This is a genomic window from Tropicimonas sp. TH_r6, from assembly GCF_033101155.1.
In the GTDB taxonomy this organism is placed as follows: Bacteria; Pseudomonadota; Alphaproteobacteria; order Rhodobacterales; family Rhodobacteraceae; genus Tropicimonas.
In genome coordinates, this window is the sequence record NZ_JAWMPX010000041.1 from 1 (window position 1) to 16291 (window position 16291).

16 protein-coding genes are annotated in these 16291 nt (G+C 60.2%); 9 read left to right on the forward strand and 7 right to left on the reverse strand.

Annotated features, from left to right (window positions below):
- Positions 1-223 precede the first annotated feature (223 nt).
- From R3X27_RS23470 to R3X27_RS23490, 5 genes are read right to left on the reverse strand one after another with little or no spacing between them, the layout of a single operon-like run.
- Positions 224-757 carry a hypothetical protein gene (locus R3X27_RS23470; protein ID WP_317711342.1) on the reverse strand — a complete coding sequence of 178 codons (534 nt, stop codon included), beginning with the start codon at positions 755-757 and terminating at the stop codon, positions 224-226.
- An 8-nt stretch (positions 758-765) separates the two neighbouring features.
- On the reverse strand, positions 766-1935 hold the full coding sequence (locus R3X27_RS23475) for a dipeptidase (RefSeq protein WP_317711343.1): 1170 nt from the start codon (positions 1933-1935) through the stop codon (positions 766-768).
- Positions 1936-1989: 54 nt separating this feature from the next.
- Entirely contained in the window at positions 1990-2376 is a 387-nt protein-coding gene (locus R3X27_RS23480) for a hypothetical protein (RefSeq protein ID WP_317711344.1), read from the reverse strand.
- A gap of 22 nt (positions 2377-2398) precedes the next feature.
- Positions 2399-3064, reverse strand: coding sequence for a DUF3299 domain-containing protein (locus R3X27_RS23485; RefSeq protein ID WP_317711345.1), 666 nt, complete (start codon positions 3062-3064; stop codon positions 2399-2401).
- A gap of 58 nt (positions 3065-3122) precedes the next feature.
- A complete protein-coding gene (locus R3X27_RS23490; protein ID WP_317711346.1) occupies positions 3123-4802 on the reverse strand; it encodes an aminoacylase in 1680 nt (559 codons plus the stop codon).
- Positions 4803-4977: 175 nt separating this feature from the next.
- Here R3X27_RS23490 and R3X27_RS23495 point away from each other — a divergent pair, with 175 nt between their 5' ends.
- Entirely contained in the window at positions 4978-6006 is a 1029-nt protein-coding gene (locus R3X27_RS23495) for a helix-turn-helix transcriptional regulator (protein WP_317711347.1), read from the forward strand.
- Here R3X27_RS23495 and R3X27_RS23500 read toward each other — a convergent pair.
- Positions 6000-6416 (reverse strand): DUF3299 domain-containing protein, encoded by a 417-nt coding sequence (locus tag R3X27_RS23500; RefSeq protein WP_317711348.1) that lies wholly within the window; start codon positions 6414-6416, stop codon positions 6000-6002. The two genes, R3X27_RS23495 and R3X27_RS23500, sit on opposite strands and share 7 nt — an antisense overlap.
- A gap of 190 nt (positions 6417-6606) precedes the next feature.
- Between R3X27_RS23500 and R3X27_RS23505 the strand changes: the two genes are divergently transcribed.
- From R3X27_RS23505 to R3X27_RS23520, 4 genes are all read left to right on the forward strand, one after another.
- Positions 6607-7239 (forward strand): tyrosine-type recombinase/integrase, encoded by a 633-nt coding sequence (locus R3X27_RS23505; protein WP_317711349.1) that lies wholly within the window; start codon positions 6607-6609, stop codon positions 7237-7239.
- A gap of 234 nt (positions 7240-7473) precedes the next feature.
- Positions 7474-8121, forward strand: a complete 648-nt coding sequence (locus R3X27_RS23510; protein WP_317711350.1) for a TetR/AcrR family transcriptional regulator — start codon at positions 7474-7476, stop codon at positions 8119-8121.
- A 13-nt stretch (positions 8122-8134) separates the two neighbouring features.
- On the forward strand, positions 8135-9127 hold the full coding sequence (locus R3X27_RS23515; protein WP_317711351.1) for an MDR family oxidoreductase: 993 nt from the start codon (positions 8135-8137) through the stop codon (positions 9125-9127).
- Positions 9128-9159: 32 nt separating this feature from the next.
- Positions 9160-9879 (forward strand): dimethylsulfonioproprionate lyase family protein, encoded by a 720-nt coding sequence (locus R3X27_RS23520; protein WP_317711352.1) that lies wholly within the window; start codon positions 9160-9162, stop codon positions 9877-9879.
- A 744-nt stretch (positions 9880-10623) separates the two neighbouring features.
- On the opposite strand, the gene R3X27_RS23525 is transcribed toward R3X27_RS23520, so the two are convergent.
- Positions 10624-12054, reverse strand: a complete 1431-nt coding sequence (locus tag R3X27_RS23525) for a hypothetical protein (RefSeq protein ID WP_317711353.1) — start codon at positions 12052-12054, stop codon at positions 10624-10626.
- Positions 12055-12229: 175 nt separating this feature from the next.
- Between R3X27_RS23525 and R3X27_RS23530 the strand changes: the two genes are divergently transcribed.
- The 4 genes from R3X27_RS23530 (at position 12230) to R3X27_RS23545 (ending at position 16231) form a co-directional block, all read left to right on the forward strand.
- Positions 12230-12472: a hypothetical protein gene (locus tag R3X27_RS23530; protein ID WP_317711354.1), complete on the forward strand. Its 243-nt coding sequence runs from the start codon at positions 12230-12232 to the stop codon at positions 12470-12472.
- 28 nt (positions 12473-12500) lie between these two features.
- On the forward strand, positions 12501-13736 hold the full coding sequence (locus R3X27_RS23535) for a DUF3179 domain-containing (seleno)protein (protein WP_317711355.1): 1236 nt from the start codon (positions 12501-12503) through the stop codon (positions 13734-13736).
- A gap of 152 nt (positions 13737-13888) precedes the next feature.
- Positions 13889-14350: a hypothetical protein gene (locus R3X27_RS23540; RefSeq protein ID WP_317711356.1), complete on the forward strand. Its 462-nt coding sequence runs from the start codon at positions 13889-13891 to the stop codon at positions 14348-14350.
- Positions 14351-14506: 156 nt separating this feature from the next.
- Positions 14507-16231, forward strand: coding sequence for a sulfatase-like hydrolase/transferase (locus R3X27_RS23545; protein WP_317711357.1), 1725 nt, complete (start codon positions 14507-14509; stop codon positions 16229-16231).
- Positions 16232-16291: the final 60 nt, after the last annotated feature.

The following is a 16291-nucleotide window of genomic DNA, read 5'->3' on the forward strand; positions in this document are numbered from 1 at the left end:
ATGGTCTACAACCTTCGCTTCGACGAAACGCGACGGCGCCGCAGTCATGTCGTGAAGGTCGTCCGCGGTGCGGAGATGCCGATCCACCGCGACGCCGAATACAGTCTCATTCATCGGGCGCTCCTCCTTCAATGCGTTGACCTGTCGAGCGGACCTCACGAGGTGTTCTTTGGCCGTCCAGCCTGGCCATCGAAACACCTCTCGTGGGGCCAACGCGTGGCATCTAAGACCTGATACGTCGCAGAGTGTCTGCGAGGGCGTGCTTGTCCATCACATCGACCACGCTCACATCCAGTTCCGCCAGATCCTCTTCCACGCCTGCGGATGAGAATTTGTGCATGATATAGATGGGGGTTGCGCCGGCTTTTGCTGCCGCCATTACCGTTCTGGTGCAGGGTGTAATCACGACCGCGCTATTGGCCAGCAATTCCGCGCGCTGTTCGTGTTGATGCACGTTCCCAAACACCTTGCGAATGCGATTGTCCCTGTCGAGATATGCGATCCTCCGCATCAACAAGTCCGCATCCAGCCCTTCAAAGCGGTCGATGTGCTTCATCACCACTTCGTCGAAATCGGTGTCGGGGAAATCGACCAGGATCGCGATGGCTCGGTCAGGCGCGCGCCCCGGGTTCTCACTCGATGTGCCCGCACCGGCACCGTTGGCTGCTGTCACGCAGCCGATGGCGCCAAAGCCCGTCAACTTGAAGGCGTTGCGTCTGGTCAGACGACTACCCGGTTCAAACATCGAATTGGTCATGACATCTCCTATCCAATAACTTCTTCGATCAACCGGATGAAGTTGCCGCCCATGACCTTGACGATTTCCTCGTCGGAGTACCCTTTCTTGACGAAGCCACGGGTCAGGTTCAGGTAGCCGGAATTGTTTTCCATGCCTGCGAACCCGTCGCTGGAGGGATCCACGAAACTGTCCGTGTCCGCCTCGGCAGAGCCAAGGGCTCGCGCCGCGAGATCGGGGTTCCATTCCGGCGCCGTCAGAATGGTTTTCAAGCTGGTGCGTTGATAGTGATCCAAGCCAAACCCGACATGGTCGACGCCCATGATGTTCACGGCCTTGTCGATGGCATCAACATATTGCCCGACGTCACAGTAATCGGTTCCACTGATCGGGCCAGGCTGTCCGACCATGCCGAAAACACCGCCGCTATCGGCCAGTTTCTTCAGGACATCGTCCTCGATTGTGCGGTTCACATCAGGGGTGTGACTGCGAATGCCTGCGTGCGAGCAAGCGATAGGTTTGGACGAAATATCTATGGCATCAGAGACTGTTGTCGACATGCAATGCCCGGTATCCACCAGCATGCCGACTTCATTCATGCGCGCTATGACATCCGCGCCAAAAACACTTACGCCTGCCTCCCTTTTTTCCGCACAGCCAGACCCCACCAGGTTCTGGTTGTTATACGAGAGCTGGGTAATGCGCAGACCTATGCGATACATCTGGTCAATGCGCTCGAGATAGTTTCCAAACAACAGGGTATTCTGGGTATTGATCATGATACCCACTTTTTTCTCTGCCTTGGCCTTGCGAAGATCGGCAGCGTTATAACAAATCATGAATTTGTCATCTTCGCGCTCCATCTGCTGCAACAGACCGATATCTTCGACCATGCTCTCCGGTTTCCACCAGTATTGCGGATCTGCGACGACCTCTTCCCCTTTGCCCCGCCAGTTTTTCAGGCCAGCCGCGCCCAGGGTCAGGCTTCCCGTTGCACCCGAGTTCAAGGCGCCTTTCTGAACATTCTCAATGAAATTGTCGTACCAGGTCACTTCGATAAGCGAGTCGAAGATGGTCAGCCTCTTGTGCAGATCGACCGCGCGCTCTTCCTGCGCAGCGCTCAGCCCAAAATCGAATTTCTCAACCAATTTGGTCGCCCATGGGTGATTGGGGTTTCCGAAAGATATTTTGCTGGCCATTGCCTTTTCCTTTGCAGGGATTGGTTCAACTGTGGGTGTGGAATGACATTCAGGTCATTCGAGCTCTGCCTTCACCTCTTCGAACAAGCCGACGGCCTGACCGGAGGGGATGACTTCGATGAACTCGAAATCCTTCATCAGTTGTTGGGCCGCCCGGAGATAGATGATCTTCGCGGTGTCCATGCTGTCAGGGAAGGCGACAATGCCGTAGTTCTTGGCCTCGCCAGCGCCGATATAGTAGCTGAGCAGCTTGCCACCCATCGCCTCGATCTGCGGGCGGGCCGTGTCGGCCATGTCGCCGCCGCCCTCGATCACGCCCTTCCAGGCTGCCCCGCTCGGCTCGGCGATCATCAGGAAATACTTCATCTTCTCTTCGGCAGCACCGAGGCTCGGAAGAGCGGCGAGGAGAGTGGCGGTGAGGAGCATTTTGATTCGAGTCATGGGGAACCTGTGGTTTGGAACTTCAATCGGAGGCGGGGGTGATCGTGGCGTTGGCGATGGTGTAGGCGCTGGTGAAATGCACCATCCCATCGACAATGAAGGCCGTTTCGCGATGCATGGCGACCTCGACCGGCCCGGCAGCCGTCACGCGCTGGAAGGTTTCGCCGGGGCGAAAGGTCCCGTCCGTCTCGACAATGACGGTCTGGTACGCCGGGACCGGCGTGTGGCTGCAAGCGCCGACAAAGGGGACCAGCAGGAAACGGCCCTTGCCGCCTGCCGTCTCGCCGATGGCGATCAGATGGCCCGTGATCGCGATGTCCTGCGCGTCGAACCGCGCCTGCTGGGTCGAAAGCTGGCTTTCGAACAGCGCGTTCTCCCGCTCCGCGATGTGCTGGAGCAGGTCGGGCACATCGACCCCGGAGACACCGAGCCGAAGCGTGGCCGCCATCGCTGCGTCTGAGGTCACGGTGGGATCGGCGGCAGAACCGGACGCCTTGCCAGCATAGTCCCGCACAACCTGAAGATCGACCTTCTGCCGGATTGAAAGCCCCTTCGTCAGGTCGGTCACCGTTTCGGTGGCCCCACCGGTGGTCTTCAGATCCGCCCAGGTGATCGGCTCGGGCGCTGCGAAAGCGACCGAGCCGGGGAGAGCGTAGCACAATAGGCAAAGAGCAAACCTGGTTTTCACGTCATGCTTCCTTGTGAGCTCGGTCTTGGTTGGGCAGCTCCCGCTCAAGACCAATGGATCAGTCGGCAACCGGCGTGTGACGGATCGCGACACCGGCCCGAACATCGAGATCAACGACGGAGTCCCGCACCGCGACCTGGCCGGAGACCAGCACATGGGGAATACCGGTGGTTGGCAGGCCGTTCTTGCCGGGGCCGTAATCCGCGTTTTCGCGAATGGTCTCGGGGTCGAGTACCACCAGGTCCGCAATCATGCCTTCCTGAACCCGGCCGCGCACGCACATCTGCTGAACGCCAGCCTTGCACAGCATCCGGGCCGAGAAGGTGCTGGCATTGTTGATCGTCAGCATGAGCGGCACGTTGTTTTCGCGGTTCAGGCGAAAGCAGAGACCGCGAGAGCCGGCACCGCGCGGGTGTCCAGCCCATTCCTCGTAGGGAAAGTCCAGGGGCAGGAAAGTTCCGTCGTCCTGCAACATCGGCAGCACGTCATTGGCGATGACCATATCCGGGGTCGCGCAGAATTGCGGCACCCACTCCTGCGGGCGCGCGAACCAGAGCAAGTTGGTCTCGGGCGCCTCCTCGCGCATTTTCATGAATTCCTCTTCGGTGAGGAACTTGTCCTGTGCCGGGTCGAAGAGAACCTCCTCGATCTTCTGACCCCAGTATTCGAAATTCTCCGGGGTCAAGGGCGGGGCGCCTGCATTGGGTCCACCGGCGGCCCAGGGGTATTGCTCATCCCAGATGACCATGCCGTTCTCGCGGGCGCCAACCACGATCTCGTGCATCTCCTCCCAACCACGGTTGTTGTTATGCGAGAGCAGGAGCGGGATTCCGAGACCAACGGCGTTCGCCATCGCCTCCTTGTAGCCCATGATGTATTCGAGCGGCGGCGGGTCGTGCGGCAACATCCGGAAATGGCCCGAGGAGATGCGCCCGTATTCAGCGGCGATCTTCTGGAGTTCGTATAGCTCCCAAGTATGTGCGAAGGCGGGGAAATAGCCAATGGTCGTGGCAAACGAGAGCGCCCCGTCCTTCATGCCCTGCCGAATCCACTCCTTCATCTCTGCGAATTCATCATCCGTCGGGAAGCGCTCCGCCCAGGCGCTTTCGCCGTCCGCTCCAGCCTTGGCCCGGACCGGGTAGACAAAGGTGTTCTCCGTGGCGATCACGCCGTCCATCGCGGCGATGCGCGCGTATTCATGGCTGACACCGGTGAAGTAGTTGATCAGAGAGATACCTTCGCGATCCTCGTAGAACTTGGCGATCTGGAGCGAGCCGTATTCGAGATCCCCCGCGCTTGTCACGCCGTCCCGCAACATCATCTTGTTGGTAAACGGGTCCATCCCATGCGCATGCGTGTCGATGAAGCCCGGCGCGACGACGAGCCCCTCGGCCTCGATCACCTCGGTGCCGTTCAACGCCTCCTCACTGACGGTCACGATCCGGTTGCCGACGATGCCAAGGTTGCGCACCGCGTCGAGGCCCGAGGCCGGATCGATCACCCGCCCGCCCGTGATCACCACGTCATAGGGTTTGTCGCCGGAGCGATAAACCTTCCAGTCCACCGGCACGAAGCCGCTCGACCGGTCTCCGGGATCGGCCAGTTCGACATTCGTCCAGTCCCGGTTGTCGTACCAGCCGAAGGTGGCGGCATTGTCATCGACGATGCTCTGCTGCGCGACGGCAAGGCCACCCGAAAGGCAGCTTGCGCCAAGCAATGCAACAAGGGTCTTTTTCATGAAATGCTCCCTGATCTGGATGACTTCCTTTTCCCGAAATCCGGACACAGGGCTTCGGTTTGCTACCCACGGTAGTGCGATTGCTTCCGCTGTCACGAGCCTGAGGCGACCGCGTTTCACTTTGCTGTCGCTTCGGGAACGTGACGCAACGAAGTTTTCAAGATAGGCTCCGCGAATGCCCAGGAAGGACGCCCCGATAACACGAACCCGCGTGGTCCTGCCTTTTCTGATCTTTTACGCGGAGAAGGGCGGAAACATCGAAGATCTGCTGGAAGCCGTTGATGCGCCAGCGGATCTGATGGCGACACCGAAGGGTGTGATTTCCTCCAGTCTTGTTCACCGGATCGTCAATGAGGTCGGCAAACGCCTCGACGACCCGTTCATCGGTGCCCGCATCGGCGAGCAATGGGCGCAGAGCGAAGGCCCCCCATTTGCCGCTGCAAAAGGGAATTCCAGGTATCTCGGGCAGCTTTTCAACAGCCTCATCTTCGATTTCACATCCGAGTCCGCTGCAGGTGCCTACACGCTCAAGGCCGATCAGGATTTTGCCGTCTTCGATGGCGGCCGGACCTTCTCGCCCGAATATGACACCCGACAACCCGACGCCACCTTCGCGAGTTTCCTCGTGTGCCTGCTCAAGCTCTGGCTGGGGGAGTATTGGGATCCCCGGAACGTGGTGCTCCTGGTCGAGCATCCGGAAGGCATTCCGCCCTGGGTCATCCTCGGCTCGTCGGTTTTACAGGGGCCAAGCAACAAGGCGTCGCTGCGGTTTCCGGTGAAATGGCTGAACGTGGAGAAGGGAGGCTCTCCGGACTCGGACACGCATCTGTCTCAACCGCGTACTGACGGCATCGAGGCCGACAGGTTCTCGGCTTTGCAGGAATATATCGTGCGCAACCTCGCCGCCGGAACCGCCGATGTCGAGGAAGCGGCGAGGTATTGCGGGATGAGCGTCCGAGCCCTTCAGAGGTTGCTCAAGGAGCGCGGCAGGTCCTATCGGGAAATGCTGTCCAGCGCGCGAATCGAGCATGCGAAACCGATGCTTGAGGATACCGACCTGCCGATCGTGGAAATCGCGCATACCGTCGGCTTCGTATCCTCCTCCAGCTTCGGAAAGGCCTTTCGCACACGGGAAGGCGTTGCTCCGGAGGCCTACAGAGAACTGCGCCGAGGCCTTTCCCGACCAAGGCCGTTTCGCTACTGACTTTTCTCCGAACCAATCTTTCCCAGCTTCGCTCGCAATTGCTCGACCCACTCCGAGTTTCCGGCAGACATTCCGGGCTTCGGAAGGAAGGCCTCCACGCTTTCCAAATCCAGCCGCCAGGTGGATTTCATGGACACATTCCCATCGACAACCATGAGCACGCGATCGGACGGATCAATGGCCAACCGCCCGGTCAGGCGCACCGGCTGGTGAACATAATCCGGGGGCCATTCACCGTCGAGCTTCACCAGGACGAGCTGGTTCGGCGGTGGCGGCGGCGTGTGGCTGCACATCCCGGCCATCTCGACGAGATAGGCCGTGGGCGTGCCGTCCTCGGCAGGCGGTGCGGGAATGGCAAAGCCACCGATCTCGACCGTTGTGTCATCGAGCGACGGGTTTCCGCCCTTCATTCCAGCCCTTGGAAGACGCGAAGCCTGCTTACTGCATCTGCAGCGAATGGCGGGTACCGGGAAGAGTTGCCATATGCCTCTTCCCAGAACTCGACGCCGCCACTGATGCGCATTACCTGAAAGGGCCTATCTTAGTTTGCCAACATCGGGTTGGCGCTGAGGTGGGGAGCGGCGGTTGAAAGGAAAAGTCATGGGAAACGTGAACCTTCCTGCCATCCGCGCATGCCGGCCGCCTTGGAACAAGGGGCGGATTGTCGGCCAGAAGAAACCGCTTTTACCGAAGCACGTCTGGGCGATTCGTGTCAGGCTCGAACTTGCTAAGCGGCACCGCGACTTGGCGCTCTTCAACCTGGCGATCGACAGCAAGCTGCGCGGATGCGATCTCGTGAAACTGAAGGTCGCCGATGTCTTCGCCGCTGGCATCGTCAAGGAACGGGCTTCGGTCATCCAGAGCAAGACCAACAAACCCGTTCGGTTCGAAATCTCCGAGGGAACCCGGAAGTCGATTGCGGCGTGGCTGGACGACCCTTTGATGGTCGGATCCGAGTATCTCTGGCCTGGGCGGTTTCACGAGAGACTGCATATCTCGACTCGCCAGTACGCTCGACTTGTTCGTGAATGGGTGAAATCGATCAGTCTGGATCCGACGTCGTATGGAACCCATTCGATGCGACGAACCAAGGTGGCCTACATCTATCGCAAGACGGGCAACCTGCGAGCAGTACAGTTGCTGCTCGGGCATACCAAGATGGACAGCACGGTGCGTTATCTCGGCGTAGAGATGGAGGATGCGCTCACCATTGCCGAAGCTATGGAGATCTGAAAGCTGGGGCCGGTCGATTAGATCGGCCCCTCAGCTTGTCGCTGTTTGATGACGTCCGTGACGCTGCACCTGCAAAACCTCCAGGCGCGGCCTCGTCGTGATCGGTCCACAGCGGAAGTTGCCCTCTCCAGCCCATGCTACACTACAGTTTCGCGATTTCAGCCATTCGTTAATACTGCTGAAGCCTGAACTTGGTGTTTGACTTAATAGACTGATCGGTCTAATAAATGTCGAATGACGACGAAACCAACCCAGATCACCTCACGACCTGCCGCTCGCCGGGGACGCCCCAAGGGCAATCCGGCCGATTCCGAGGTGCGCCAGAAGCTCATCCAGGCCGGGCTCGCCCACTTGACAGAGAAGGGCTATTCCGCCGTCGGTGTTGACGAGATCCTCAAGGCGGCATCCGTTCCGAAAGGCAGTTTCTATCATTACTTTCGCAACAAGGCCGATTTTGGCAGCCAACTCATCGCGGCGTATCACGACTACTTTTCCGACAAACTTGATGCGGCGTTTCTCGATGAATCCCAGCCGCCCATGGACCGACTCCGGGCGTTCACGGACGAAGCCGAAACGGGAATGGCCCGCCACGATTTCCGACGCGGGTGCCTCGTTGGCAACCTCGGCCAGGAAATGGGAGCGTTGCCCGAGGAATTCCGTCACCAACTCGTCCGAGTATTGGAGGACTGGCAGAAACGCACGGCTAACTGCCTGCGGCTGGCGCAGGATCTTGGTGACCTTGACGAACGCCATGATCCCGACACGCTTGCCGCCTTCTTCTGGATCGGCTGGGAGGGGGCCGTGCTGCGCGCAAAGCTCGAACGCTGCGCAGACCCGCTCCGCTGCTTCGCAGACACGTTTTTCATGACACTCACCCCCTGAAGGAACATCCGCAATGTTCGACGCAATTCTCATCGACAAAACCGAAGACGGCCAGACGGTCTCCATCTCGCAGGCCAGCCCGGACCAACTGCCCGAGGGCGACGTTCTGGTCGACGTGGCCTACTCCACGCTCAACTACAAGGACGCGCTGGCCATCACCGGCGCCGCGCCGGTCGTCCGGTCCTTTCCCATGGTGCCGGGGATCGATTTCTCCGGCGTGGTCGCCGAAAGCGCCCATCCAGACTACAAGCCCGGTGACCGCGTCGTCCTGAATGGTTGGGGCGTCGGGGAAAAACACTGGGGTGGCCTGGCCAAACAAGCGCGGGCCAATGGTGACTGGCTGGTGCCACTGCCCGACGGGATCAGCCTGAAACAGGCGATGGCAATCGGCACCGCAGGATTTACCGCCATGCTGTGCGTGCTTGCGCTTGAAAAGCAGGGCATCACCCCGGACATGGGCGAGATCGTTGTCACGGGCGCCGCTGGCGGTGTCGGCAGCGTGGCCATGACCCTTCTGGCCAGCCGAGGCTTCGACGTCGCCGCTGTCACCGGCCGCCCCGCCGAAGCGGACTACCTGCGCCAACTCGGGGCGTCGTCCGTCATTGACCGGGCGGAACTCACCGGAAAAGTCCGCCCCCTGGCAAAGGAACGCTGGGCGGGGGGCATCGACGTCGCCGGCAGCACGGTCCTTGCCAATGTGCTTGCAAACATCAAATACCGCGGCGCAGTTGCCGCCTGCGGCCTCGCTGCGGGTATGGACCTTCCTTCCTCGGTTGCCCCATTCATCCTGCGCGGCGTGACGCTTGTCGGGGTCGACAGCGTTATGTGTCCAAAGGCCGAACGTATCGCCGCCTGGAACCGCCTTGCCAGAGACCTCGATCTCGGCAAACTGGATGCGATGACGACTGTCATTCCGTTCGAAGAGGTCATCAACACGGCGGCAAAGTTCCTTGAGGGACAGATCCGGGGACGGATCGTCGTGCCCGTGGGTGACACCCCGAACTGACTGGCGACGCGGTGAAAGAGGCTGGCTGAACAATGCTCCATCCAAGCGAGAACGATCCCGGAAGCGAACCCCAGGCGCCCGTCGTGCGTCTGGCGGATTGTCCGAACTGGCTCTACCTCTTGCGGGAATTCAGTAGCCTCTATCGACATGGCTCCGACGGGGGCAGCCGGTTGATCCGATCTCACCGCAAACGCATCCGCGACTCGCTATCCGCGACGTTCGAGAGAAACCCGGAGATTGTGGCTCGTGCGGCCGAGACAAAACCTGTCTCGGCCCACCTTCCGCGTGCTTTCGACCTTGGTGAACGCGGCGCAATGCGTGGGATGGCGCGGGCGCTGTCGCGTGTCGAGGCGTTGCTAACCTGGGAATATGGATACGAGAAGGTCCCGAAGGCCCTGGAAAAGAAATACGCCTATTGCGAAATCGTAGGTCCGCGCGGTCCGATCAAGGCGGAACGGCTCGTTCTTGGCTTCGTTCTGTTTGCGCCACGAACGACCTACCCCCAACACAGCCACCAGGAAATCGAGGAAAGTTACATCTCGATCGCCGGTGACTGGTCGGAAAACGACGTCGCCGTCCACGCCCCGGGCTCCCTGATCCTGAACACGCCCGGTCACGAGCATCGCATCACCACCGCAGACCTGGAACCTTGCCTGCTCGCCTACGCATGGATCGGCCCGGAAACCCGACTGAACGCTCCCGGCATGAAGCTGTCTTCGAACCGAAAGGCACGGATGTCGCGCGGGATTTGATCGCCTCTCTCCTGTAGCTGCGGAGTGGGGGCGCATACCGTCGCCCTCCGAATGTCGGCTCTCGCAACGCCTGAGCATCGCGCGCGCGCCTGCGGCGAAGGTCTCCTCGCCGCCCTCCCTTTCGATTTCTGCGGCAGCGAAGAACGACCATCACGTCACTTGGAGTGACCATCGCTTTCGGCCCTGAGCCGCCGTTTCCCGATAGCTCGAACGCCGCATTGCAGCTTCCGCGTTGCGGTCATTCATGCAACGCACAGCATTTTCGGAGAATGATTGACGACGGTGCGAGCTTTCCCATCCTTCGCGTAAGCGACCCGAACCGGCGGGAACGGCCTTTTGCCAGCCTTTGTGGGTTTGATTTGCGCTTTGCGCCAGCGATCGCATCGCTGCGATTCATTCACAGCCCGGCTTCGCAACCGCCGCGATTTGCCATCATCTTTTGAGATGCCGCTCTGAACTCGTTCCAGTTCAAATGAGATCGGTTCTGACTCACGAACCGATAGTGACGATTCAAGAGAGAAACCGACGACTGGCAGGACTATCTGTCCGACAAGGGCAAAGATGAACAGTTTCTGCCATGGCTGGTGTTGCTTGTTATCGCACGCCATCAAACTTACGACCTTCCAGTGTCGATGTCTCGGCGGGGGGGGGGCGGCAAAAATAAGTGCCTTGATTGTGCGCCGTAAACGAATGGTTTCGTAGAGGTGGACGCCTGCGGAACGGTTGGAAGATCACGCAGCCGGACTATTTGCCTATTCGTCGGCCTTCCCCGGACCAGCCAGAATCTCGCAAAGCTGCTATTATTTCGTCGGCATGTGCAGGGTCTCGATACAGGGACCGAAACAGTGCGTTAATCGGGAATCCCGGCCAGGCGGATTCAAGGAGGTTCAGCATTTCCTCGGCGCTGTTGGCGTCGCCCATCTTCGAATGGATCGCGATCAAGTAGCCAAGGGAAATCGGGCTGATGGGATCGCCCTCGAGTACAGACTCGCTGATCAGGCCGAGCGCCTCGGAATAGTTCCCAAGGTGAAACTCGGCCGAGGCCCGTATGCTCTTGTTGGGAAAGTAGTCTCTGGGCTCCATGATCTCGGCAGCGCGTCCGGCCATTTCCGTCGCTCTTTCGAAATCCCCCCCGAACAGGGAAAGCAGCGCATCCATGTTCAGGGCATGCAGATCGGACGGATCAAGAGACGTCGCCCGGTCGGATTGCAGGCGCGCGCTTTTGAAATCCCGCTTCACATGGGCGACGAGGGCCGCTGCGGAGTGGCTCCAACTCTGATCTATCCCGAGTTCGAGAGCGCGCGATGCCAGGTCATCGGCCTCCTGCAACAGCCCGTCACGTTCCTTGCCCGGTGGGCGGGTTACCGCGATGAGTGCCTTGCTCTCTGCGGCCCCAGCATAGCCCGCGAAATAGTTTCCATCCATCTCGATGACCAGTTCGAACATGAGCAAGACGGAATCCTGCCATTTGGGCTCGAGCGCCGGGAACTGAAGGCTGCGCGCCTTCATGGCCAGGTTCGACGCCTGAAGCCGCGCAGGGGAGCTGGAGAACAACGCATTGCGCACCGCCCGAGCAGTGGCATCGTCCGAGCCTGGGGACGGTGCCTCGGTGCCAGCATCGACGCTATCGATTGGGCTGTCTGCCTGGAAACCGGCCTGCCACCAGAAGAGGGCTGCCGCGATCACGACCACCGCCAGGGATGCCAACAGTCCGGCCGAGACCCGTCGGCTGGGCGGAGGTGAGGGTGGAGGCGTGACAACCTCCGGTTGCGGTTCGCCTGGCGGAGCCGTCTCCTGACGCAGGGCGAAACGCGGCTCGTAGCTGCCAGGCTGGAATTCGATCTTCAGCTCGGCCTTCGCCCCTGACCCTTGGTAATATTTCTCCAGCCGTCGGCGCAGGCGGCCGGCATCGACGCGGACCACGGCGACCGGGTCCCGTCCTTCGAGCGGAGACCGCCCGTACACATCCTCGACAATCGTCTTGCCGCGAATGCGGTCTCCGCGTCCTTCCAGAGACTCCTTGACGACATATTCGAGGAATGCCTGAACGCGGCCGGCGCCGGCGAATTCCGGACTGTCGAGAATCTCCCCCAGAGAGGCCATCGCCATCGACGATTCCGGGGTAACATATCTGCTCTCAAGCGGTGTTACGTCATGCTCATCCGGATTGGTCACGGTCACTCCCAAAGTCGATTTATGCCGATAACTCACTGAAAGTAAAAACACGTTACGTAACTAACTACCCTAAGAAACCTATAATTCAAGGGCTGCTCGGTCGATATCTGTGGAGAGCGTCACCCATGCCGACCGCATGGCGCTGGCCATGACGGAACGAGATCGAGGAGCCCAGATGAACAGTTTCAAACATAATTTTGGCGATCACCTGGAACAGATTTCCCGGCTACGCTCGCAGGATTCCGCCTTCGCGGAGATATGCCGAGACTACGAGACGTTGATGGAGTTGATGCCGCTGGATGCGGATGACCCCACGATCGAGGACGTCAACGAGAGCTTGGCAGGTCTGGAGCAGGAAATCCGTTCCTATCTGGAGCCACCGGGCGACCGAGACGCCGGCATCTCCACCACACAATAACAAACCTTCCCAAACAAGGTCACAAACAATGCTTGCAAATCTTCTCTTCTACGCCGGCCTCGCGGTCTCGCTGACGATCGGCTTCATGTACTTCCGCGACCTCGGTGACGTCGTTCAGATGATCCTGAAGGTGAAACGGGAAAACATGGCCCGCTTCATCCGTTACGAGAAACAATTCGTCATGGGTGGCCTTGCCGCTGCTGCCGTTATGGTTGTGGGATACCTGCTGGGGGGCGGTACGGCCTGGCTGTTCTGGGTCTCGTTGGCGGTGATCACGGTTCTCTACGCCTTCCCCTATGTCTGGGTTCATCTGGGCCTGAGAAACCAGAAGGACAGCGCGCAATATTACTCCATCGAGGAAGCTCGGGAATGGGTTGGCCCAACGGCCCCGGTCATCGTGATAGAGAATAACGGCCATGCGCGCGCCCATCCGGACGCCCAGATCCTTCGCCCGCACCTTGCCGGAAATGACGAAGGCCTCGGCGGCGAGGATGTAATCATGACCTATTGCGCCATGGCGAATCTCGGGATCGGCTATTCCCCCTCTGTCGAGGGCGAGAAGCTTGAGCTGCAGGTGCTGGCCCAGCACGGAAACAACCTGATCCTTCGCGACAACAAGACCGGCGAGCCGATACAGCATATCTATGGGTTCAAGGATGCCGACAAGGATCCGAATGCCGAAGGGGCGGTCTGCGCAATGCGTCCGTCCCAGAGCATGAAGCCCTGGCCGACCTTCCGCATGACCTTCCGAGCCTTTCAGAAGGCCTATCCCGAGGGCGAGGTATTCCTGAACAAGCCATCCTCCAACCCGCTCCTGCGGCTTCTGGACATGGCGACGGAAATGGCCTTCTCGACCGGGATCTCCCGCCAGCACCAGGAAGCCGCACCGGTCATGGACAACATGACTCATTTCGACGATCGCCTGCCCAACAAGACATATGTCTGGGGTGTCACCGTCGGACGGGATGTCGTTTGCTGGACGGATGATTTTGTTGTCGAGAATGGCAATGTGGTGAACGCGACGGTTGGAGGACGGGCGCTTGTTGTTGCCTGGGATCCGAAGTTCGAAAGCCTTGGCGTCTGGTACAACGATAGCGGCGTTCCGGTGACCCGTTGCGATTTCTGGGGCAATACGGATCAGGGCCAACTCGAAAGGGTCGAAACGCTGCGGGCCGGGCTGTTCTGGCACGTCTGGGTCGAGTTCTTTCCCAACACCGACATTAACCGGGTCGGCAATCCCGTGTCCGATGAGGCTGTGGCGTAAGTGCTCCGGCATCGCCCCGAACCCGGCAGCGCCTCGCCGCATATGAGGTGTTGCCGGCGATGGCCGGTGGGGCCTTCGCAACTCCTGACACCAGGCACTGAGAACCCGGGAACCTCCATCCCGGCTCAAACACAACGATAACTGGAAAGAACATGATCAACGCCGCCTCAAGAACCGCCCTCGCAACTGCCTTTCTCGCTGCCCTCCCCGGGCTGGCCTCTGCCTGTACCGGCGTCGAGGACATCGCCCCCGAGATCTCCGAGACCTATATCGACGACACCGGTCAGTTCCATGCGGTGGGGGCCGACGGTTGGCTCAGCTTCGGTTTGGGCGACCAGCTCGTCTACTTCGTTTGTCTCGTGGACAATGAGAAAGACTACCTGGTTGCGCAAAACGGGTCCGCCAATGACGCCGATTATGAACTCTACAGCCGCTTCGAGTGGTTCGTGGAGGGTGACCAGCTCTATTTCTGCAACCAGGTGAGCGACGCCGGAAGCCAGGCCGATGCCTCGGATTTCGTCGCCCTTCCTGCCGCCGACAAGGCGAACCCGACCGTAAGCGGATGCGGTGTCGACAACCAGAGCTGGAATGCACTGCGGGTCGTCGAACCATAGGAAACAGTCGAAGGCTTTGGAGGTGGCTCTGGGCGGCCCGCCCCACGTCACACCAGGACCTCCGCCTTCAGGAAGCAGTTACACATGAATTCGAGACGTTCGTCAGTTCCGAGCATCTCCAATCGAAACAAACAGGAACAGGGAAGAGGAAACGACATGCAGCGAGCAACAACAGCAGTTTTCTTTGCGCTGGCCACCACGGCGCAGGCGCAGGAAGCGCCGATCATCCAGGACGCGGAGTATTACATCCTCGAGGCGCAGCACGCCGAACAATGGGCAGAGGACAATGCGGCTGTGGATGCAAAGCTCTCCGAATTCCGGGACGCCAATGGCGGCAAGCCGCCCAACATCATCAATATCCTGATCGATGACATGGGATATGGCGATATGGGCATTCCCGAGCTGAACGCCGTGCGCGGCTATTCCACGCCCAACATAAACGCCTTCTCGGACGAGGCGATGCGGATGGCGCGGATGTATACCGAGCCGTCCTGCACGCCGACCCGCGTGGCCATGATGACCGGGCGTCTGCCAGTGCGCATGGGGATGGGTGACACGGCCGTCGACATCGCCGGGTTCGGGCTCCCCGCCGGGGAGGTGACTCTACCGGAGGTCCTGTCGGACGCCGGATATGCCACGATCCACGTCGGCAAGTGGCACATGGGCGATATCGCCGAGGCCATGCCACAGAACCAGGGTTTCGACTGGGCGGCCTTCCCGGTGCACCAGCAGGGTCAGTTGACGATCTTCAACGATGACGCGATCGAGGAACAGGTTGCCGTCGGCATGGACGATTTCGACCCGCGCTTCTCGCTGGACATGTTCTTCCGTCCCGACGCCTCGGCCATGGTGACCGGGCTTGAGGCAAGCAGAGGCGAGCTGGCCCGCGAGGTTCACATGGAACCGGGCGAGCGCTGGAACGCCGCCAAATACGACGCGATGAACCAGCGCTACCAGGACCAGGCGATGGAGAAACTGGGCGAACTGGCCGCTGGCGAGCAGCCGTTCTTCCTGCAGTACTGGCCGCTCCTGCCGCTGCACAACACGCGCACCGGCCGCGACGGGTTCAAGTCTCCAAATGGCGGGCTCTATGTCGACAAGATGCAGCAGCTCGATGCCTGGCTCGGCGACCTGTTTGCCGAGATGGAGGCGCTTGGCGTCCGGGACAACACGATCGTCGTGCTGATGGGCGACAATGGGCATTTCACCAAATACTCGCCGCAATCGGGTTTCACGCCGATGGTTTTCCGGGGCGGAAAGGGCGACACCACGGAGGGCGGCATCCGGGTCGATGCCTTTGTGCGCTGGCCGAACATGATCGAGGCCGACGGGATCGTGAACGATATCGTCCACGTGTCGGACATTTTCACGACGCTGGCGCGGTTTGCCGGTGCCGACGACTACATCCCGCGCGACCGGCTTGTGGATGGCGTGGACCAGTCGGCCCTGCTGCTGGAAGGCGAAACCAAGGGGCGGCGCGACAGCCTCATCGTCTACTCGATCAACACCCCCCAGGCCGTGATCAAGGAGCACCTGAAACTGGAAGTGCCGAAACCGGGCGAAAACCCGATCGGGGCGAATTTCTACGACATCTTCCGCGACACGCACGAGCTGTACCCGGTCTCGACCGAGATCGGCGCTTGGGGCGGGCAGGAATTCGTCCGCATCCTCGGTCGTCACATGATGCGCAAGAAGGTCTTCCCGGATACCGAACCGGCCCGTGGGGTGCCTTATGATGGCATCGAGAACCTGCGCCCCGAAAGCCAGGCCGCTGTCGACGCATTCCTGCTCAAGCAACAGGCGGTGGTGGCTCCGTATCCGGACGGGTTGAGCCCGATCGGCAAACTCAAGCTGAAAAAGACGATGGAAGCGGACAAGTAAGCGTCCCGCGGATCGGTGCGGCCCGCCAATGGGCCGCACCTCTACCCAACAAAAAAACGG